Genomic DNA, 20,102 nt, shown 5'->3' with positions numbered 1-20,102 from the left:
CAACCGCCTTTGTCCGAAAGGGAACCCACCCATGCGCAAGCACCACGCCCTCCCCGTCGCCCTCCTGGCCGCACTCGCCCTGACGGCGTGCGAGGACGGCACGGGCCCGCAGGACGAGGGCGCGGCCAAGCCCCAGGTGACGTCATCGACGACGGCGACCACCACGCCCCAGCGGACGGCCACCGGCGCGAAGGGCGCGCAGTCGGGGACGACCGGCAAGTCGAAGGGCGGGAACTCCGGGGCGGCCAAGCCCACCGACCCCGCCGACCCGGCCAACCGCGTCTCCTGCAACGGCACCAACACCACCGTCACCGCCCAGCCGGTCCGCCGCCCCCTCAACCACATGCTGATCACGGTCAAGAACACCGGCTCGAAGTACTGCGACCTCACCTACTACCCGGTCCTGCGCTTCGACGAGATGCAGTGGGCCCCGCGGCCGATCGAGGACTCCAAGCCGCAGGCGGTGACGACCCTGGCCCCCGGCGAGTCCGGCTACTCGGGCGTGACACTGTCGGCGGCCGACGGCAGCGGCGACGGCGGCACCACCGGCCACAAGCTCGAGGTCGGCTTCCAGGGCCGCACGCCGAACAGCGGCGGCGGCCCCTCGGCGCTCCCGTCCCTCCCGGCCAAGGGCGTGTACTACGACAGCTCGCTGACGGCCACGTACTGGCTGCGCGACATGGACGACGCGCTGTCCTACTGAGTCCTACTGACGGTTCAGCTTCTGGGCCGCCTCCGTGGCCCAGTAGGTGAGGATGTTCCGCGCACCGGCCCGCCGGATGCCGGTCAGGGCCTCCATGATCGCCCGGTCCCGATCGATCCAGCCCCTCTCGGCGGCGGCCTCGATCATCGAGTACTCGCCGGAGATCTGGTACGCGGCGACGGGCACGTCCACGGCGTCCGCGACCCGGGCGAGGATGTCCAGGTAGGGCCCGGCTGGCTTGACCATCACCATGTCGGCGCCCTCCTCGAGATCGAGGGCGAGCTCCCGCATCGAATCACGCACATTCGCGGGATCCTGCTGGTACGTCTTCCGGTCCCCCCGCAGGGACGAGCCGACGGCCTCCCGGAAGGGCCCGTAGAACGCGGAGGCGTACTTGGCGGTGTAGGCGAGGATGGCGACATCCTCCCGGCCGATCTGGTCGAGGGCGTCACGGACGACCCCGATCTGCCCGTCCATCATCCCGCTGGGCCCGACCACATGGGCCCCGGCATCGGCCTGTACCTGGGCCATCTCGGCGTACCGCTCCAGGGTCGCGTCGTTGTCGACCCGCCCCTCGGAGTCCAGCACCCCGCAGTGCCCGTGGTCGGTCGTCTCGTCGAGACAGAGGTCGGACATGACGAGGAGCTCGTCCCCGACCTCGGCCCGCACGTCCCGCAGGGCGACCTGCAAAATCCCGTCCGGGTCGGTCCCCGGCGTCCCGAGGGCGTCCTTCTTCGACTCCTCCGGCACGCCGAACAGCATGATCCCCGAGACCCCCGCCGCGACCGCCTCAGCGGCGGCCTTCTTCAGACTGTCCCGGGTGTGCTGCACGACCCCGGGCATGGCCCCGATCGGCACCGGCTCACTGACGCCCTCGCGCACAAAGGCCGGAAGAATGAAATCGGCGGGGTGCAGCCGGGTCTCGGCCACCATCCGACGCATGACGGGGTTACTCCGCAAACGCCGCGGCCGAGTACCGGGAAAAGATCCGTACGTCGTCATACCCCAACGCTACGCCCGCCCAAAACCTCCCGATGCCGACGCCCTGTCGGCCCCCGCCCGAGCTGCGGGCATGCGTGCCGCTAGGGGCGGCACGGGTGGGCGCAGCGGCACCCCGCTCCGCCGGGCTGCGAAACCCCCCGCCCTCAGCCCCAACGCCGGGCACCATGAAGCCCACAGCCCCGCAATGCGCCCCCACCCACCCAGGTCCATCCTGAAACCAAAGGACAAGGACCCCGACGGCCCAGGCCCAGGCCTACGACCCCGCCGCCGCCGTCCCTCCGTACGCCCATCCACGGAGGACGCGATGACCGCCCCCCACCACACCCCCGACCTCTTCGCCCTGTCAGAAATACACGGCCCGGTCCTACGCCCCGGCGACCCCGCCTACGCCGAAGAAGTAACCGGCTTCAACCTGGCCGCCCTGCACACCCCCGACATCGTCATCGGAGCCACCGGCCAAGACGACATCGTCACCGCCATGCGCTGGGCGAAGGCCACCGGCACCCCCGTAGCAGTCCAGGCCACCGGCCACGGCGCCAACTTCCCCATCGAACAGGGCCTGTTGATCAACACCGCCCGTATGACCGACGTACAGGTCGACCCCACCACCCGCACGGCCACCGTCGCCGCGGGCGCGAAGTGGCGCCACGTCATGGCCGCCGCCGCCCCGCACGGCCTGGCCGGCCTCAGCGGCACCTCCACGGACGCGGGCGTCATCGGCTACACCCTCGGCGGCGGACTCCCGGTCCTCGGCCGCGCCTACGGCTACGCCGCCGACCTGGTCCGCTCCTTCCAGGTCGTCACCCCGGACGGCCACCTGCGCGAGACGGACCCCCGGCACGAACCGGAACTGTTCTGGGCCCTGCGCGGCGGCAAGGGCAACGTAGGCGTCGTCACCTCACTCGTGACGGACCTGCTCCCTCTCCCGCGCCTCTACGGCGGCGGCGTCTACACCCCGGGCGAACACGCCGAGACCCTGCTGCGCACCTGGGCCGACTGGACCCGCACCGTCCCGGACGAGATGTGCAGCGCGTTCACGATCCTGCGGCTGCCGCCCATCCCGCAGATCCCGGAGCCTCTGCGCGGCGGCTTCTGGGCCCGCGTGGCGATCGCCTGGCCCGGCCTCCCGGCCGAGGGCGAGGCCCTGATCGCACCGCTCCGCGAAGCCGTCCCCGTGGCCGTCGACACGGTCGAGGTCATGGACCACGCGGCCCTGGACCGTATCCACATGGAACCGCAGGACCCGCTCCCCGCGAGGGAGTCCTGCCTGCTCCTGCGCGACCTGTCCCCCGACGCCATCCGCACGTTCCTGGACCAGACCGGCCCCACGACCGGTGCCGACTACCCCCTGCTGATGGTCGAGATACGCCACATGGGCGGCGCGATGTCCCGCCCGTCGGCCGTCGAGGACGCCGTCTGCTCCCGCGACGCCCGGTACTTCGTCGACTCGGTCGGCATCCTGGCCGCCCCGCCCGCCGCCGAGGCCATCGAACAGGCGACGGCCCGGCTCTACACCGCGATGGCCCCCTACGGCACGGGCCACACCATGGTCAACATCCACGGCACCCCGGGCGACGAACAGGACATCGCCCGCGCCTGGACCCCGGAGGTCTACGACCGCCTGCGCCACGACAAGGCCACCTACGACCCGGCGAACCTGCTGCGCTACGGCCACGCGGTGACTCCCGCGTAGCCGCAGCCCACATCCTCGATCCGCCGGCGCCCAGCCGGCTCAGGTCGTCGAACGCCGCCGCCGGGCCCCCGGCCGCCGCTCGCTCGGCCGGGTCACCGCGTCCCCGGCCTCGACAGCCGCGGCTCTGCGCTTCGCGCCGAAGTCGGCCAGCGCCTCGGCCAGCTTGTGCACGGACGGCTCGGGCGCCATCACGTCCACCCGGAGCCCGTGCTCCTCGGCGGTCTTCGCCGTGGCCGGGCCGATACACGCGATCACGGTCACGTTGTGCGGCTTGCCGGCGATACCGACCAGGTTCCGCACGGTCGACGACGACGTGAACAGCACGGCGTCGAACCCGCCGCCCTTGATCGCCTCGCGCGTCTCCGCAGGCGGCGGCGAGGCCCGCACGGTCCGGTAGGCCGTGACGTCGTCGACCTCCCAGCCCAGCTCGATCAGCCCGGCCACCAGCGTCTCCGTGGCGATGTCGGCACGCGGCAGGAACACCCGGTCGATCGGGTCGAAGACCGGGTCGTACGGCGGCCAGTCCTCCAGCAGCCCGGCGGCGCTCTGCTCCCCGCTCGGCACCAGGTCCGGCTTCACACCGAACGCGATCAGCGCCTTGGCCGTCTGCTCGCCCACCGCCGCGACCTTGATCCCGGCGAAGGCCCGGGCATCGAGCCCGTACTCCTCGAACTTCTCCCGCACGGCCTTGACCGCGTTCACCGAGGTGAAGGCGATCCACTCGTAGCGGCCCGTCACGAGCCCCTTGACCGCACGCTCCATCTGCTGGGGCGTGCGCGGCGGCTCGACGGCGATGGTCGGCACCTCGTGCGGCACGGCCCCATACGACCGCAGCTGGTCGGAGAGCGACGCCGCCTGCTCCTTCGTGCGCGGCACGAGCACCTTCCAGCCGAACATCGGCTTGGACTCGAACCACGCGAGCTGGTCACGCTGGGCGGCGGCGGAACGCTCACCGACCACGGCTATCACCGGCCGGCCGCCGTCGGGCGAGGGCAGCACCTTCGCCTGCTTCAGCGTCTGCGCGATCGTGCCGAGCGTGGCGGTCCAGGTGCGCTGCCGGGTGGTCGTACCGGCGACGGTGACCGTCATCGGGGTGTCCGGCTTGCGGCCCGCGGAGACCAGCTCGCCGGCCGCCGCGGCGACGGAGTCCAGCGTGGTGGACACGACCACCGTGCCGTCCGACGCCCCGACCTCCGTCCAGCACCGGTCCGACGCCGTCCGCGCGTCCACGAACCGCACGTCCGCGCCCTGCGCGTCCCGCAGCGGCACACCGGCGTACGCGGGCACACCGACGGCGCTCGCGATACCGGGGACGACCTCGAAAGGCACCCCGGCGGCGGCGCACGCCAGCATCTCCTCGGCGGCGTACGTGTCGAGGCCCGGGTCACCGGACACCGCACGCACGACCCGCCTGCCGCCCCGCGCGGCCTCCATGACAAGATGTGCGGCATCCCGCACCGCGGGGGCCGCGGCGGTGGTTGACGTGCCGTCAACTACCGTCAGCTGGGGCGTTCCTGTGCCCGGCGCCGGATCCTGGGAAGGATCCGAATCCGTGTGCACTTCGGCGACGCCCTGCCTGGCGTGCTGACGTACGACGTCGAGCACCTCGTGCTCGGCGACGAGGACGTCCGCGCTCGCCAGCGCCTCCACGGCGCGCAGAGTTAGCAGCCCCGGATCTCCGGGTCCGGCACCCAGGAAGGTGACGTGCCCGTGTTCAGGACCGGCGGAAAGGGCGGTGGGGCTCAATGTGCTCGCTCCCCCATCAGACCGGCCGCGCCCTGGGCGAGCATCTCGGCCGCGAGTTCGCGACCGAGCGCCATTGCCCCGTCGTGCGTCTCGGGCACGGGACCGGTGGTGGACAGCTGCACCATGCGCGTGCCGTCGGTGGTCCCGACGACGCCGCGCAGGCGCATTTCCTTGACAATCTGCCCGTCGGCCAGAAGGTCGGCCAGCGCGCCCACAGGTGCGCTGCAGCCGGCCTCCAGGGCGGCGAGCAGTGATCGCTCGGCCGTCACGGCGATCCGCGTGAACGGGTCGTCGAGTTCGGCGAGCGCGGCGATGAGGTCCGCGTTGCCCGCGGTGCACTCGATCGCCAGGGCCCCCTGGCCGGGGGCGGGCAAAACCGTGTCGACCGACAGGAAGTCGGTCACCTCGTCACCGCGGCCGATCCGGTTCAGTCCGGCGGCGGCCAGCACGACGGCGTCGAGCTCACCGCCCCGCACGTATCCGATCCGGGTGTCGACGTTGCCGCGGATCGGGACCGTCGCTATGTCCAGTCCGTGGCCGCGCGCGTACGAGTTGAGCTGGGCCATGCGGCGCGGCGAACCCGTTCCGATGCGGGCCCCGCTCGGCAGGTCGGTGAACTTCAGCGCGTCCCGGGCGACGATCACGTCCCGCGGGTCCTCGCGCACCGGCACGGCGGCCACGACCAGGTCGTCGGGCTGCGTGGTCGGCAGGTCCTTCAGCGAGTGCACCGCGAAGTCGACCTCGCCCTTGAGCAGCGCGTCGCGCAGGGCGGTCACGAACACACCGGTGCCGCCGATCTGGGCGAGCTGCTCGCGCGAGGTGTCGCCGTACGTGGTGATCTCGACGAGCTCCACGGGCCGCCCGGTCACCCGGGTCACGGCCTCGGCCACCTGCCCGGACTGGGCCATGGCGAGCCTGCTCCGGCGGGTACCGAGCCGTAGTGCCTTGTCGTTCATGCCGGCCCTCGGTTCTTCTCGGTAGTGCTGTCCTCGGCGCGGGAGACGGCGGCCACCGTCTCGGGGTCGAGGTCGAACAGGGTCCGCAGCGCGTCCGCGTACCCGGCGCCGCCGGGCTCGGCCGCGAGCTGCTTGACCCGTACGGTCGGCGCGTGCAGCAGTTTGTCGACCACGCGCCGCACGGTCTGGGTGATCTCCGCACGGTGCTTGTCGTCGAGGCCGGGCAGCCGTCCGTCGAGCCGGGCGATCTCGCCCGCCACGACATCGGCGGCCATGGTGCGCAGGGCGACCACGGTCGGCGTGATGTGCGCGGCCCGCAGTGCCGCCCCGAAAGCGGCGACCTCGTCGGAGACGATACGCCGCACCTGGTCCACATCGGCAGCCATCGGAGCGCCCGCTGAGGCCTCCGCCAGCGATTCGATGTCCACCAGCCGCACCCCGGCCAGCCGGTGCACGGCCGCGTCTATGTCGCGCGGCATCGCCAGGTCCAGCAGGAACAGCACGGGCTCGGGCCGCGGCGGCTCCTCGACCGGCTCGGGCCGGCGCCGCTCGGGGATCCGGCCGACGGTGGCCGCGGTCGCCGCGAGCGCGCCGATCAGCTCGGCGTCGACCTCGGGGCCGCTGCGGGCGCCCTCCCGGCGGTCGACGGTGCCGCCCGCGACCCATGCGGCGTGCTGCTCCAGCGTGGCGGCGTCCATGCCGGCCACGGCGGCCTCCCCCATGACGGAGAAGCCGGGCTGCACGGCGGCCAGGTCGAGCGGGCAGTTCTCGTCGTTGCCTACGGATGTGGGCGGCAGTTCGGCCTGCCGGGGCTCGGCATGCCGGTCGTCCTCGATCTCGGCGGCGGGCTGTCCGGTGCGGCCCTCCACCGCGGCGGCGACCGACTCGGCCGTCAGGACCAGGCCGGTCGCGCCGGTGCAGGAGACGGCGACGTCGGCACGTGTCAGCTCGGCCGGCACCGATTCCATCGGGACCGCGCGGGCCGCCACGTCCGTGTCGTCGCCCTCCATCAAGATCTGGGCGAGGCGCTCGGCCCGGTCGAAGGTCCGGTTGGCGACGACGACCTCGGCGACACCGGCACGCGCGAGCGTCGCCGCTGCCAGGGAGGACATCGATCCGGCGCCGATGACCAGGGCCTTCTTGCCCCGGGCCCATTCCTGTATGTCACCACCCCGCGCCAGCTGCTCCAGGCCGAAGGTGACCAGGGACTGCCCCGCGCGGTCGATGCCGGTCTCGGAGTGGGCGCGCTTGCCGACCCGCAGGGCCTGCTGGAACAGGTCGTTCAGCAGGCGGCCCGCGGAGTGCAGGTCCTGCGCCCGGGCCAGGGAGTCCTTGATCTGGCCGAGGATCTGCCCCTCGCCGACGACCATCGAGTCCAGCCCGCAGGCCACCGAGAACAGGTGGTGGACGGCCCGGTCCTCGTAGTGCACGTAGAGATAGGGGGTGAGCTCCTCGAGGCCGACCCCGCTGTGCTGGGCGAGCAGCGTGGACAGCTCGGCGACACCGGCGTGGAACTTGTCCACGTCGGCATAGAGCTCGATGCGGTTGCAGGTGGCGAGCACCGCGGCCTCGCTGGCCGGCTCGGCGGCGACCGTGTCCTGGAGCAGCTTGACCTGCGCGTCCGCGTTCAGCGAGGCCCGTTCCAGGACGCTGACCGGGGCGCTGCGGTGGCTGAGTCCGACGACGAGGAGGCTCATGCCGGCATCACGGCGGGCATGTCCCCGTCAGGCCCCTGGTCGGCGGACTCCTTGCGGGCGGCGGCGGTCGGCACGCCCCCGTCGGAGGCGGCGGCCTCCTCGCCGGCCTTGCGCTGCTCGTGGAAGGCGAGGATCTGCAGCTCGATGGAGAGGTCGACCTTGCGCACGTCGACCCCGTCCGGGACGGACAGCACGGTCGGCGCGAAGTTCAGGATGGAGGTGACACCGGCGGCCACGAGCCGGTCGCAGACCGCCTGGGCGGCACCGGCGGGGGTGGCGATGACACCGATCGACACGCCGTTGTCCTGGATGATCTTCTCCAGGTCGTCGGAGTGCTGCACGGGGATCCCGGCGACGGGCTTGCCCGCCATGGCCGGGTCGGCGTCGATCAGCGCGGCGACCCGGAATCCGCGGGAGGCGAAACCGCCGTAGTTGGCGAGCGCGGCGCCGAGGTTACCGATACCGACGATCACGACCGGCCAGTCCTGGGTGAGGCCCAGTTCGCGGGAGATCTGGTAGACGAGATACTCGACGTCGTAGCCCACACCGCGGGTCCCGTAGGAGCCGAGGTAGGAGAAGTCCTTGCGCAGCTTCGCGGAGTTGACCCCCGCGGCGGCCGCGAGCTCCTCGGAGGAGACCGTGGGTACCGAGCGCTCCGACAGCGCGGTCAGAGCGCGGAGATACAGCGGAAGCCGGGCGACGGTGGCCTCGGGAATCCCTCGGCTGCGGGTCGCCGGTCGGTGAGTTCGGCCAGTTGCCACGGTGCTCCTGCGGGTAGAGCGGGGCTGTAGGCGGTCATACGTCCCTACATGACCGCCCCGTCGAAAGCAGGCTATGTCTTTGTGAACGCGTGCACAAAGATGGTGTCCGATTTGCCCGCCCAACGTGACCGGGCTCACGCGCCCCCGGCGCACACCCGGGGAACCGGCGCACAAGCACCGCCGTTCCTTCGCTTCTGGGGGCAAAACCGCACACTCTCCTCTGTGTATCCCGCCCCCGAGACCAGCCAGCTCGATCCTAAGCGACCTGACCGACCGCTTTGTACTGCTCGGTCAGTCGCTTCAGCGGCCGGACTCAGTCGGTCAGGGCCTTGCGCAGGCGCCCCTCGTTCACACGCCAGAACGTGTGCTGCCTGCCGTCCACCAGCACGACCGGGATCTGCTCCCAGTACTGGTCGTGCAGCTCCCGATCCTCGGTGATGTCCTTCTGCTCCCAGGGGACTCCGAGATCACCGCACACCTTCTCCACAACGACCTGTGCGTCATCACACAGATGACAGCCGGGCTTGCGGATCAGGGTGACGAGCCGGTCCCGAGGGGGCGTACGACGAAAGAGGGGACTCATGTCAGCCATTGTCGCGCGCCCGGGACACGCCGACCCGCCCTCCGCGACCTCCCCGCCCTCCCCGAGCGGCATCTTTAACGACACACTCGCCGAGAGTTCACACGCTCCAAACCTCTCGACTCCGGAACCCCCGAACAAACTGGCTATGCTCACGCCATGGCCGCTCTCGGATGGCTCACTCCCCGTAGGCGCTCCGCCACGGCGCGGAGCGTTTTGGCAGGCGAGGCCTCGGCGGAGGCAGCCCGCAAATCCACGCAGGAAGCTTCCGGCACGACCGAGGAACCGCAGTTCCCGGTCCACGGCGACGACCAGGCCGCCGCCTTCTTCGACCTGGACAACACCGTCATGCAGGGCGCCGCGCTCTTCCACTTCGGGCGGGGCCTGTACAAGCGGAAGTTCTTCGAGACCCGCGACCTCGCGAAGTTCGCCTGGCAGCAGGCGTGGTTCCGGCTGGCCGGCGTCGAGGACCCCGAGCACATGCAGGAGGCCCGCGACTCCGCCCTGTCGATCGTCAAGGGCCACCGCGTCGCCGAACTCCAGTCGATCGGCGAGGAGATCTACGACGAGTACATGGCCGAGCGCATCTGGCCCGGCACCCGCGCCCTCGCCGAGGCCCACCTGGACGCGGGCCAGAGGGTGTGGCTGGTGACGGCGGCCCCCGTCGAGATCGCCCAGGTCATCGCCCGCCGCCTGGGCCTGACCGGCGCCCTGGGCACGGTCGCCGAGTCGGTCGACGGCGTCTACACGGGCAAGCTCGTCGGCGAACCGCTGCACGGCCCCGCGAAGGCCGAGGCGGTCCGCGCGCTGGCCGCGGCGGAGGGCCTGGACCTGACCCGCTGCGCCGCCTACAGCGACTCGCACAACGACATCCCGATGCTGTCCCTGGTCGGCCACCCCTACGCCATCAACCCGGACTCCAGGCTGCGCAGGCACGCCCGCGAGCTGGACTGGCGCCTGCGCGACTACCGCACGGGCCGCAAGGCGGCCAAGGTCGGCATCCCCGCGGCGGCCGGCGTGGGAGCCGTGGCCGGCGGCACGGCGGCGGCGATCGCCCTGCACCGCCGCCGCCGCTGACGAACGATCAATCCGGGACACCATCGTTTGCGGGATGACAACGCCCGTAAATCCAACTGGCGTACCCCCAAAACCTCGTATCCAGTCCTCTTGGCTGCACACGGCCACAACACGCCCTGGACTCAGCCGCAATCCGAACCCTTTCGGTCAACAACCGTTCACAAGTCGGCACTTGATCCGGCGTCAATCGGTTACGGAAGCGACGTAATCGATGATTTGAGCAACTCGGTGTAGCAGAGCCTGCACGAAGCGTTATTCTCCTCAGACGCAAACCGGTACCCCTCCGTCGCTACGACGGGTGAAAGGTCCCGCACTGCACGTGATGGAAGCTCTGCCTCTGGGAGTCCCGTGTACCCACACGTCGGGGTTGACGCCTCGGGCCTGGCTACGCTGCGCGCAACGGTCCTCGACCTGTTGCGCGGCTTCGTCCCCACCGCGTCCGCCGTCCCCGCATTCGCCACCGCCGCACCCGTAGGCCCTTGCTATGCACTGGCCGACGGCAGCGCCGCGGTCGGCAGACGAGGGCGCCCGTCCGGCGGGGCCACCGCCCGGCGGCCCGCGGCGGACAGCGACAGCGCCCGCATGATGGACCTCGTGGAGCGCGCCCAGGCCGGCGAGGCCGACGCCTTCGGCCGCCTCTACGACCAGTACAGCGACACCGTGTACCGGTACATCTACTACCGGGTCGGAGGAAAGGCGACCGCCGAGGACCTCACCAGCGAGACCTTTCTGCGGGCTCTGCGCCGCATCGGCACGTTCACCTGGCAGGGCCGCGACTTCGGCGCCTGGCTGGTCACGATCGCCCGCAACCTCGTCGCGGACCACTTCAAGTCCAGCCGCTTCCGCCTCGAGGTCACCACCGGCGAGATGCTCGACGCCAACGAGGTCGAGCGCTCCCCCGAGGACTCCGTCCTGGAGTCCCTCTCCAACGCCGCCCTGCTCGACGCCGTACGGCGGCTCAACCCCCAGCAGCAGGAGTGCGTGACACTCCGCTTCCTCCAGGGCCTCTCCGTCGCCGAGACCGCCCGTGTGATGGGCAAGAACGAGGGCGCCATCAAGACCCTCCAGTACCGGGCCGTCCGCACCCTCGCCCGGCTCCTCCCGGAAGACGCCCGCTGACCGGACCGCACGCTCGGCGACACTCAACTCACGTTCCGTGACGGTCCGTTGGCTTCGGCATCCGATCAGCCGGGGTCCGTAACCCAAGTGCCGCGCCGCTCGTTGTGCGGGATGCAGGCTCCCTGTGGTCACCCCTGGCCGACCCGATCACTCGATCGTGTGGTTGTGGTCAGGGTGTGCAACCCTCAGGACCCCCTGGGGAGTCGACCGTCATGACGAGAGGAGGTGCCGCCTGTGATCGCGAACGTATCGGCACACCGGCGGGCGAACGCCTTCGCCCAGGCCCTGGAGGAGCAGTCCGAGCAGGGCACGGCGGCCGAGCAGTCCGAAGGTTCGGCACCAGCCCCGGCACCCGCGGAACAGACCGAACCGGCACGCCTGACGGCGATCGCCTCCGGTCTCGACGCGCTGCCCAAGCCGGAGCTCGACCCGGAGGTCAAGGTCGTCCAGCGGGCCCAGCTGGTGGCCGCGTTCGAGGCCATGCTCCAGGAGGGCACCGCGGGAGGCGGGGCGACGGACCGAGCAGTCCCCGGGCAGCGCGCCCGCGGCGCCCACCGCGCCGGCTCACTGAAGAAATTCCGTCCGCGTACGCGGCTCGCCAAGGGCCTCACCGCCGGCGGACTCAGCGTCGGCGTGGCCGCGAGCGCCTTCGGCGGAGTCTCCGCCGCCAGCTCCGACGCCCTGCCCGGCGACTCGCTCTACGGCCTCAAGCGCGGCATCGAGGACGTCAAACTCGGCCTCGCCGACAGCGCCGACGAGCGCGGCCGGGTCTACCTCGACCACGCCTCCACCCGGCTCAGCGAAGCCCGCCGCCTGATGGAGCGCGGCCGCAGCGGCCCCCTGGACCACGAGTCCGTCGGCGAGATCCGCCGCGCCCTGTCCGGCATGCGGCACGACGCGTCGGAAGGCCACCGGCTGCTGAGCGAGGCGTACGAGCACGACCCTGACTCCCTGGGCCCCATCCAGGCCCTGTCGGCGTTCTCCCGCTCCCACCGCGAGGCCTGGGGCGAACTGCGCGAGAGGCTCCCCGTCCAGCTCGGGGACGTCAGTGACCAGGTGTCGTCGGTGTTCGACGCCATAGAGGAGGACGTCGCCCCGCTGCGCTCCCTCCTCCCCGAGCCCCCGGCCGGGAACGGCGGCGCCGGCAAGCGCCAGGGCGCCTCCGAGTCGGCCTCCACCGGCTCCTCCGCCACCGACCGGTCGGCCCAGCCCGGCAAGAGCGGCAGCGGGGGCACCGACAAGGGCGGCACCAGCGGTGGCAGCGGCAGCCCCAGCCGCTCGGCCGGCTCCGGCAGCGACAGCGACGGCCTGCTCGGCGGCAGCACCGGAGACCTGCTCGACCCGCCGAAGGACGGTGAGGCGAGCACCTCACCCTCGGCGGACGGCAGCGCACCCGTCCCCAAGCCCGACGTCACACTCCCGCCGCTCCTGCCCGGCCTGCTGCCCGGCCTGGGCATCGACGGCGAGGACGCACGCTAGACGGTGCTGGGCGCCCCCGCACGGGGCGCCCAGCACCGTAGCCGAAGCCTCAGAAGAACACCGACCGCCGCTGCACCAAAAGCTTGTACAGCGTGTGCTGGATCTGCTCCCTGACCTGGTCGGTCAGGTTGAACATCAGCATCGGGTCCTCGGCCGCCTCCGGCGGATAGCCGTCCGTGGGGATCGGCTCGCCGAACTGGATCGTCCACTTGGTCGGCAGCGGAATCGCGCCGAGCGGCCCGAGCCAGGGGAACGTGGGCGTGACCGGGAAATACGGAAAGCCCAGCAGCCGGGCGACCGTCTTGGCGTTGCCGATCATCGGGTAGATCTCCTCGGCCCCGACGATCGAGCAGGGGACGATCGGCGTCCCGGCGCGCAGGGCCGTCGAGACGAATCCTCCGCGGCCGAAGCGCTGGAGCTTGTACCGGTCCGCGAAGGGCTTGCCGAGGCCCTTGAAGCCCTCCGGCATCACCCCGACCAGTTCGCCCTGCTCCAGCAGCCGTGACGCGTCCTCGGCACAGGCCAGGGTGTGGCCGAGCTTGCGGGCCAGCTCATTGACCACCGGCAGCATGAACACCAGGTCGGCGGCGAGCAGGCGCAGATGCCGTCCCGCCGGATGGTTGTCGTGCACGGCGACCTGCATCATCAGGCCGTCCATCGGCAGTGTGCCGGAGTGGTTGGCGACGATCAGGGCGCCGCCCTCGGACGGGATGTTCTCGATGCCCTTCACCTCGACCCGGAAGTACTTGTCGTACAGCGGGCGCAGCAGGGACATCAGGACCTGGTCGGTGAGCTCCTCGTCGTAGCCGAAGTCGTCGACCTCGTAATCCCCGGTGAGGCGGCGGCGCAGGAAGGCCAGGCCGCCCGCGATCCGCCGTTCCAGACCGCCGTCGCCGTCCCGGGACCGCTCCGGCGGCTGCTCCTCAGAAGTCACAGGAACATCATCCTGCGGAACAGCCCTGGTGGGCAGAGGCTGCACCTCACGGACCTGCGCCGACTCCGTGCCCGAGCGCCGGTTCCCCGCGTTCCGGCGCCGCTGCACGGCGTTTCCCCGGGACCGGTCGTCGTCGAACGGAATGACCTTGGCATCCGCCATCGTTGATGCGCTCCTCAGTTGGCGCTCTGCGTCGGGGGGTGGCCGTCGCCCGCGAGGGGCAGCGCGGCGATCCGGTCGACGGCTCCCGCGAGGGCCTCCGGCGGAAGAAGTCCGGGTCCCTGGCTGCGGACGAAGTCCGCGAACGTTTCCGCGGTCGTGTATTTGGGCTGGAATCCCAGCGTTTCTCGCATCTGGCCCGTGGCCACCACCCGGCCATGGGTGAGCAGCCGGATCTGCTCGGGCGAGAAGTCCGTCATCCCCAGCGTACGCACCAGCGAGCCGGCCCAGGTGACGGCCGGGAGCGGCAGGGGCACGGTGGGGCGCCCGAGGCGCCGGGAGCACTGGGAGAGCAGCAGGACGCCGTCGCCGGCGATGTTGAAGGTGCCGCTGTTGAGCGTGCCCCGCCTGGGCTCGTGGGAGGCGATCCGCAGCACCTCGATCACATCGTCCTCGTGCACGAACTGCAGCCTGGGGTCGTAGCCGAACACGGTCGGCAGGACCGGCAGCGCGAAGTACGAGGCGAGCGGGGTGTCCGCGGTCGGGCCCAGGATGTTGGCGAACCGCGGCACGCACACGGCCACATCGGGCCGGCGGCGCGCGAAGCCTCGGACGTAGCCCTCGACCTCCACCGTGTCCTTGGCGAAGCCGCCGCTGGGCAGGGACTTGGGCGGGGTCGTCTCGGTGAAGACGGCCGGGTCGCGGGGCGCGGAGCCGTAGACATTGGTGCTGGACTTCACGACCAGCCGCTGCACGGCCGGGGACTTCTGGCAGGCACCGAGCAGCTGCATGGTGCCGATGACGTTGGTCTCCTTCAGGGAGGCCCGGTTGCCGCTGCCCAGCGGCGTGCCCGTCACGTCCAGGTGGACGATCGTGTCGGCGGCCGTCTCGGCGAGCACCCGCGCGATTCCGGGCTGCCGGATGTCTGCCTGGATGAAGTCCGCGCCGCCCAGATGGTGCTCGGGCGGCACCGCGTCCACGGCGACCACCCGGTCCACCTCGGGGTCACGCTGGATCCGCCTCACGAACCGGCCCCCCAGCTGGCGGGCCACTCCGGTCACGAGCACGACCTTGCCCAAGATCAGCGCCTTCCTTCCACAGCCTCTTGTCCCCGCCGCGTTCCCCCGTGGGGCCAACTTAGCGGTTCGGTGTTGCGCTGTGATGACCGCCCGATGCGCGAAGTGACGGGAACACCGACGGGAAACAGCCGGACGTCCATGGCGATACACGTGTGGCCCCCCACTGTTGAGTGGGGGGCCACAACGACGCTCTCGCGGCGTCCGCGTCGCGAACTTACTTCTTGTTGCGACGCTGGACGCGCGTGCGCTTGAGCAGCTTGCGGTGCTTCTTCTTGGCCATCCGCTTGCGCCGCTTCTTGATAACAGAGCCCACGACTACCCTCGCTCACTTCTCATCACTCGGTGTTGGGCGCCATGGGCCCATACGACCTACGAGGGGCTAGCCTACCCGCCCGAGCGCTGAGGTCGTAATCGAGAGGGCCAGGGTGATCCCGAGTGCCCTGTGAGGGATCACCCCGCCCCAGCCGTCAGGCGGTTTCCACCCCCACGTAGCTCTCGCGAAGGTACTCGTGAACCGCTTGCTCCGGGACGCGGAAAGACCGCCCCACACGGATCGCGGGCAGATGACCGCTGTGCACCAGCCGGTACACGGTCATCTTCGACACTCGCATCACCGAGGCGACTTCCGCCACGGTAAGGAACTGAACCTCGTTCAGAGGCCTCTCGCCAGCTGCAGCCATGACACACCTGAACCTTCCGCACTCGACGGCCACCGGCTTCCCCTTCCGGTGACTCTTCGTCGCTGCGTGCTCACTCCCCAATGTAGGGGCCAGTGATGCGAGTGGGGAAGAGGTGCACCCATCAACGGCCTACTGTGACAGACACGCCCGATTGAGTACGTAGCGGGTAAGCGGCAGGTAGTAATCAGACCGCACGCCGTCATCAAGTGGAACGACGACGGACACGGACCCCTCCGCCTGCCCGACGAACGGGGCGGGATCGTCCGTATCGGCCGGCCCGATGGCCTCGAACCCCAGCTGACCTGCCCCGCAGACCCACCCGTGATCCCCGATCACCAGCTCGGGAAGGGGCCCGCCGGCCTCCGCCGCGGCGGCCAGCGCGGTACGAACCGGGAGAGGTGAGTGCGTATGTGCGCCGGGCTCACAACCGGGGCGTTCCGCACCGGGGGCTCGCACCAGCGCGACTCCTCGTACGTAGTCGAGGTTGTACGTACGTAGGCCGAACCGGGTCGTTATGTCGACACAGTGACCCTGCGCGGGGGTGAGAACCGCACACCCCGCCGCCGACAGCGCGTCTGCCAGAGCGGCGTAGAAGCCGAGCAGCCGGTGCGGGTGCCCGGTACCGAGAAGCACCGGGGCACCCCGCTGGGCGGCATCGGCGAGACGGTCCGCGAAGGCGTCCAGCGCGGCCACGGTCCGCTGTGGATCGATCACGTCCTGGCCGGAAGTCCTTCGAGAATCGGCCGAAACCCCGCACCGGTCCGCCATCAGCTCGGTCAATTCCCGCTGCTTCCAAGCCCCTTCGGGATCGATACCGAGCAGCACACGGGGGTCCCGGACAGCGAAGAGCCGGTAGCTGCGCAGGCTCTCCTCACGCGACGTGGCCACGGTACCGGCGAGCCGTGCACCCACCAGGTGCGTACGCAGAACTTCGGGGGTCAGCACGTAAAGATCGTCCGCGACCAGGGCCTCGCCTGTCCCGGGAACCGGCGAACACCGCACGGTCGGCCTACCGGGGGGCGGCTCACCCCGGCAGCAGCCCCCGCAGCGGGAACACCGCCCGCCGGGCCGCGAGCACCGCCTGGTCCAGCCGGTCCGCGGGGTCGTACCCCGTCTCCCAGCCGGTCCACTCCACCGGCCAGCGCCCGTCCGTCATCCGCGCCGGGGCCAACTGCCGCGTCCGCGCGAACACTTCCTGCCGCCAGCTCTCCGGGATCATCGCCTCGGGCTCCACCTCCCGGTGCGCCGCGATCGCGACCAGATGCGTCCACGACCTCGGTACGACGTCCACCACCGCGTAGCCGCCCCCGCCCAGGGCGACCCACCGCCCGTCGGCGTACTCGTGCGCCAGGTCGTGACAGGCCACCTGCACCGCCCGCTGGGCGTCCAGCGACACGGCCAGGTGCGCGAGCGGATCCTCGAAGTGCGTGTCGGCCCCGTGCTGCGTCACCAGCACCTGCGGCCGGAAGTCGGCGATCAGCTCCGGCACCACGGAATGGAACGCCCGCAGCCACCCGGCGTCCCCGGTCCCGGCCGGCAGCGCCACGTTCACCGCCGAGCCCTCCGCCGAGTCCGCCCCGGTCTCCTCCGGCCACCCGGTCTGCGGGAACAGCGTCCGGGGATGCTCGTGCAGCGAGATCGTCAGCACCCGCGGGTCATCCCAGAACGCCGCCTGCACCCCGTCCCCGTGATGCACGTCGACATCGATGTAGGCGACCCGCTCCGCCCCGAGCTCCAGCAGCCGGGCGATCGCCAGCGACGCGTCGTTGTAGATGCAGAACCCGGACGCACCGCCCGGCATCGCGTGGTGCAGCCCGCCCGCGAAGTTCACCGCGTGCGACGTCTCGCCACGCCACACGGCCTCCGCCGCCCCCACCGACTGCCCGGCGATCAGCGACGACACCTCGTGCATCCCCGCGAAGGCCGGATCATCCATCGTCCCCAGCCCGTACGACTGGTCCGCCGCACCGGGCTCCGCCGAGGCGGCCTTCACCGCCTCGATGTAGTCCTCCCGGTGGACGAGCCGCAGCGTCGACTCCCCGGCCGCCTTCGCGGCGACCACCTCCACCTCACGGTCCAGCCCGAAGGCGTCGACCAGTCTCCGGGTCAGCGCGAGCCGGACCGGGTCCATCGGATGCCCGGGACCAAAGTCATAGCCCGTTACTGCCTCGTCCCACATCAGCTGTGCGCGGCCGCTCATGACCGCCACCGTATCGGTCCGGTTGAGCGGCGAACGACCGGGCGTACACGAGCGTCACCAGCACCAACACCATCGGCACGAGCATGGCCCCGCGATAGCTCCACAGATCCCCGAGCGCACCCACCAACGGCGAACCGATCAAGAAGCCCACATAGTTGAAGACATTCAGCCGCGCCACGGCCGCATCCGACGCCCCGGGGAACAACCGGCCGGCCGCCGCGAACGTCTGCGGCACCAGCACACACAACCCCAGCCCCAACAGCGTGAACCCCAGCATCCCGACCCACGCCCCTGGCGCCCCCGCCACCACGGCGAAGCCGCCCGCCGCGACCAGCGCCCCGGCCCGCACCACCGCGACCGCCCCGAACCGCCGCACCCCGAAGTCGCCCAGGGCTCGCCCCACCAGCGTGGTGACCATGTACACGTTGTACGGCACCGTCGCCAGCTGCTCCGAGCTCCCCAGCACGTCCTGCAGATACTTCGCACTCCAGTTGGAGACCGTCGAGTCCCCGATGTACGCGACGGTCATCACCAGACACAGCGGCAGCAGCAACTTGAACGCGAGAGCCTGCCCCTCCCCCGTCTTCCCCTCCACCCCGGCCCCCGCCACCGGCCCCGCACCACCGCCGTCGACGTACCACCGGCTCCCCACCAGCACAGCCGGCAACAGCACCACCACGACCGGCAGATACGACACCCACAGCGCCAGATCCCAGTGCGCCCCCACCCACGCCAGCGAGGCCCCGACGATCCCGCCCAGGCTGTAGGCCGCGTGAAAACTGAGCATGATGCTGCGCCCGTAGGACCGCTGCAGGCTCACCCCGAGCATGTTCATCGACGCGTCCAGCACCCCGACGGCGAGCCCGAACGCCGCGAGCGCCACCCCCAGCTCCACCATCCGCTCCCCGGCCCCGACCCCCAACAGAGCCAGCAGCACCACTGGCTGGGACCACCGCAGCAGCAGGCTCGGCGGCACCCGTTTCACCAGCCGCTCGGTACTGACGCTCCCGGCCCCGGCGAGGATCGGCACGGCGGCCAGAAAGGCGGGCAGCAGCGCGTCGGAAACCCCGTACCGGTCCTGGATGGCCGGGATCCGCGTCACGAGCAGAGCGAAGGCGACCCCCTGCACCAAGAAGCTGAACGCCAAAGAGCCCCTGCCGCGCCGCAGCACATCAGTCATGGCGGCGAGCGTAGGGCCCCGGCTTACCCGTGGGTAGATCCAGCCAAAGATGAATTTGCCTCATCTTCCACGGGCTCACACCAGTAGATCGGCCAGCTCCCCCATGTCGGAGAAGAGCCGGGTGGCGCCGGCGAGCTTCTCCGCCGGGGTCATGGCGGTGAACCCGTACACGTCCATGCCGGCCGCGACGGCCGCCCGCACCCCCAGCGGACTGTCCTCGACGACGACGCACCGCTCCGGCGCGACCCCCATCCGCTCGGCGGCATACAGAAACAGATCGGGAGCCGGCTTACCCCTCCCGACGTCCTGCGAACTGAAGATCCGCCCCTCGTCGAACCACTGGCTGAGCCCGGTCGTCCGATGCCCCACCCGAATCCGCTCATGGCTCCCGGACGAGGCCACGCAGTACGGCACCCCGTCCGCGGCGAGCTTCTCCAGGACGCCGGAGACCCCGGCCACAGCCACCAGCTCCTGCTCGAACGCCGCGAACACCCGCGCGTGAAAGACGTCGTCGAAGCTCTCCGGCAATCGCCGTCTCGTCCGCTCGAGAACCAGCTCATGAATCCGGTGCATCGCCGACCCCATGTAGTCCCGAATGGACTCCTCGTACGAGGTCGGATGCCCTAGCTCCGTGAGGTACGCGGCCAGCAACCGGTTGGAGATGGGCTCACTGTCGACGAGGACACCGTCGTTGTCGAAGATGACGAGATCGTAGTTCATATCCACGACCCTAAACGCAGAAAACCCCCGCATCCGAAGATGCGGGGGTTTTCTTGAAGAATTGTTCGGCGGCGTCCTACTCTCCCACAGGGTCCCCCCTGCAGTACCATCGGCGCTGAAAGGCTTAGCTTCCGGGTTCGGAATGTAACCGGGCGTTTCCCTAACGCTATAACCACCGAAACACTATGAAACAGACAAACCGTCCGCATATTTCAGCGGGGCTGTTCGTGGTTTCAGAACCAACACAGTGGACGCGAGCAACTGAGGACAAGCCCTCGGCCTATTAGTACCGGTCAACTCCACACGTTACCGTGCTTCCATATCCGGCCTATCAACC

General features: G+C 70.7%; 19 protein-coding genes and 2 rRNA genes. 5 read left to right on the top strand and 16 right to left on the bottom strand.

What is annotated here, in order from left to right; genetic code table 11:
• Positions 1 to 31: 31 nt before the first annotated feature.
• Positions 32 to 703, top strand: a complete 672-nt coding sequence (locus AC07DF_RS00105; RefSeq protein WP_478965445.1) for a DUF4232 domain-containing protein — start codon at positions 32 to 34, stop codon at positions 701 to 703.
• 3 nt (positions 704 to 706) lie between these two features.
• Here the strand turns inward: AC07DF_RS00105 and hemB are convergent, their stop codons facing one another.
• On the bottom strand, positions 707 to 1,705 hold the full coding sequence (hemB, locus tag AC07DF_RS00100) for a porphobilinogen synthase (RefSeq protein WP_478965443.1): 999 nt from the start codon (positions 1,703 to 1,705) through the stop codon (positions 707 to 709).
• A 304-nt stretch (positions 1,706 to 2,009) separates the two neighbouring features.
• On the opposite strand from hemB, the gene AC07DF_RS00095 reads away from it, so the two are divergent.
• Positions 2,010 to 3,398 (top strand): FAD-binding oxidoreductase, encoded by a 1,389-nt coding sequence (locus AC07DF_RS00095; RefSeq protein ID WP_478965441.1) that lies wholly within the window; start codon positions 2,010 to 2,012, stop codon positions 3,396 to 3,398.
• 39 nt (positions 3,399 to 3,437) lie between these two features.
• On the opposite strand, the gene AC07DF_RS00090 is transcribed toward AC07DF_RS00095, so the two are convergent.
• The 5 genes from AC07DF_RS00090 to AC07DF_RS00070 form a co-directional block, all read right to left on the bottom strand.
• Positions 3,438 to 5,144, bottom strand: coding sequence for a bifunctional uroporphyrinogen-III C-methyltransferase/uroporphyrinogen-III synthase (locus AC07DF_RS00090; RefSeq protein ID WP_478965439.1), 1,707 nt, complete (start codon positions 5,142 to 5,144; stop codon positions 3,438 to 3,440).
• Positions 5,141 to 6,100: a hydroxymethylbilane synthase gene (gene hemC / locus AC07DF_RS00085; protein WP_478965437.1), complete on the bottom strand. Its 960-nt coding sequence runs from the start codon at positions 6,098 to 6,100 to the stop codon at positions 5,141 to 5,143. Before hemC ends, AC07DF_RS00090 begins: the two co-directional genes overlap by 4 nt.
• A complete protein-coding gene (locus AC07DF_RS00080; protein ID WP_478965435.1) occupies positions 6,097 to 7,797 on the bottom strand; it encodes a glutamyl-tRNA reductase in 1,701 nt (566 codons plus the stop codon). Before AC07DF_RS00080 ends, hemC begins: the two co-directional genes overlap by 4 nt.
• Positions 7,794 to 8,558, bottom strand: coding sequence for a redox-sensing transcriptional repressor Rex (locus tag AC07DF_RS00075; RefSeq protein ID WP_478965433.1), 765 nt, complete (start codon positions 8,556 to 8,558; stop codon positions 7,794 to 7,796). Before AC07DF_RS00075 ends, AC07DF_RS00080 begins: the two co-directional genes overlap by 4 nt.
• 313 nt (positions 8,559 to 8,871) lie before the next feature.
• A complete protein-coding gene (locus AC07DF_RS00070) occupies positions 8,872 to 9,150 on the bottom strand; it encodes a glutaredoxin family protein (protein ID WP_184558945.1) in 279 nt (92 codons plus the stop codon).
• 147 nt (positions 9,151 to 9,297) lie between these two features.
• Between AC07DF_RS00070 and AC07DF_RS00065 the strand changes: the two genes are divergently transcribed.
• The 3 genes from AC07DF_RS00065 (at position 9,298) to AC07DF_RS00055 (ending at position 12,813) form a co-directional block, all read left to right on the top strand.
• On the top strand, positions 9,298 to 10,215 hold the full coding sequence (locus tag AC07DF_RS00065; RefSeq protein ID WP_478965431.1) for an HAD family hydrolase: 918 nt from the start codon (positions 9,298 to 9,300) through the stop codon (positions 10,213 to 10,215).
• A 348-nt stretch (positions 10,216 to 10,563) separates the two neighbouring features.
• On the top strand, positions 10,564 to 11,334 hold the full coding sequence (locus tag AC07DF_RS00060) for an ECF subfamily RNA polymerase sigma factor, BldN family (RefSeq protein ID WP_189728261.1): 771 nt from the start codon (positions 10,564 to 10,566) through the stop codon (positions 11,332 to 11,334).
• 234 nt (positions 11,335 to 11,568) lie between these two features.
• Complete coding sequence (locus AC07DF_RS00055; RefSeq protein WP_478965428.1) at positions 11,569 to 12,813, top strand: DUF5667 domain-containing protein; 1,245 nt, start codon at positions 11,569 to 11,571, stop codon at positions 12,811 to 12,813.
• 49 nt (positions 12,814 to 12,862) lie between these two features.
• On the opposite strand, the gene AC07DF_RS00050 is transcribed toward AC07DF_RS00055, so the two are convergent.
• From AC07DF_RS00050 to AC07DF_RS00005, 10 genes are all read right to left on the bottom strand, one after another.
• Positions 12,863 to 13,909, bottom strand: coding sequence for a lysophospholipid acyltransferase family protein (locus AC07DF_RS00050; protein WP_478965426.1), 1,047 nt, complete (start codon positions 13,907 to 13,909; stop codon positions 12,863 to 12,865).
• A gap of 14 nt (positions 13,910 to 13,923) precedes the next feature.
• Positions 13,924 to 14,985: an NAD-dependent epimerase/dehydratase family protein gene (locus AC07DF_RS00045; RefSeq protein ID WP_478965424.1), complete on the bottom strand. Its 1,062-nt coding sequence runs from the start codon at positions 14,983 to 14,985 to the stop codon at positions 13,924 to 13,926.
• A 214-nt stretch (positions 14,986 to 15,199) separates the two neighbouring features.
• Positions 15,200 to 15,298, bottom strand: a complete 99-nt coding sequence (locus AC07DF_RS00040; RefSeq protein WP_003948845.1) for a 30S ribosomal protein bS22 — start codon at positions 15,296 to 15,298, stop codon at positions 15,200 to 15,202.
• Between the two features lie 154 nt (positions 15,299 to 15,452).
• Positions 15,453 to 15,665 (bottom strand): helix-turn-helix domain-containing protein, encoded by a 213-nt coding sequence (locus AC07DF_RS00035; RefSeq protein WP_004984898.1) that lies wholly within the window; start codon positions 15,663 to 15,665, stop codon positions 15,453 to 15,455.
• Positions 15,666 to 15,794: 129 nt separating this feature from the next.
• The gene (locus tag AC07DF_RS00030; RefSeq protein ID WP_478965423.1) at positions 15,795 to 16,610 is read right to left on the bottom strand and encodes a phosphatase; all 816 of its coding nucleotides are present in this window, start codon (positions 16,608 to 16,610) and stop codon (positions 15,795 to 15,797) included.
• A 79-nt stretch (positions 16,611 to 16,689) separates the two neighbouring features.
• Positions 16,690 to 17,865 carry an acetoin utilization protein AcuC gene (locus AC07DF_RS00025; protein WP_478965421.1) on the bottom strand — a complete coding sequence of 392 codons (1,176 nt, stop codon included), beginning with the start codon at positions 17,863 to 17,865 and terminating at the stop codon, positions 16,690 to 16,692.
• Complete coding sequence (locus AC07DF_RS00020) at positions 17,816 to 19,045, bottom strand: MFS transporter (RefSeq protein ID WP_478965419.1); 1,230 nt, start codon at positions 19,043 to 19,045, stop codon at positions 17,816 to 17,818. Before AC07DF_RS00020 ends, AC07DF_RS00025 begins: the two co-directional genes overlap by 50 nt.
• 75 nt (positions 19,046 to 19,120) lie before the next feature.
• Positions 19,121 to 19,765 carry an HAD family hydrolase gene (locus tag AC07DF_RS00015; RefSeq protein WP_478965417.1) on the bottom strand — a complete coding sequence of 215 codons (645 nt, stop codon included), beginning with the start codon at positions 19,763 to 19,765 and terminating at the stop codon, positions 19,121 to 19,123.
• Positions 19,766 to 19,828: 63 nt separating this feature from the next.
• Positions 19,829 to 19,945 (bottom strand): 5S ribosomal RNA (gene rrf, locus AC07DF_RS00010).
• Between the two features lie 83 nt (positions 19,946 to 20,028).
• Positions 20,029 to 20,102, bottom strand: a 23S ribosomal RNA gene (locus AC07DF_RS00005); the annotation flags it as partial.

The organism is Streptomyces sp. NPDC044719 (genome assembly GCF_056433405.1).
Note: the sequence above shows the minus strand (reverse complement) of the source record. Positions and strands in the feature narration are given on the sequence as shown.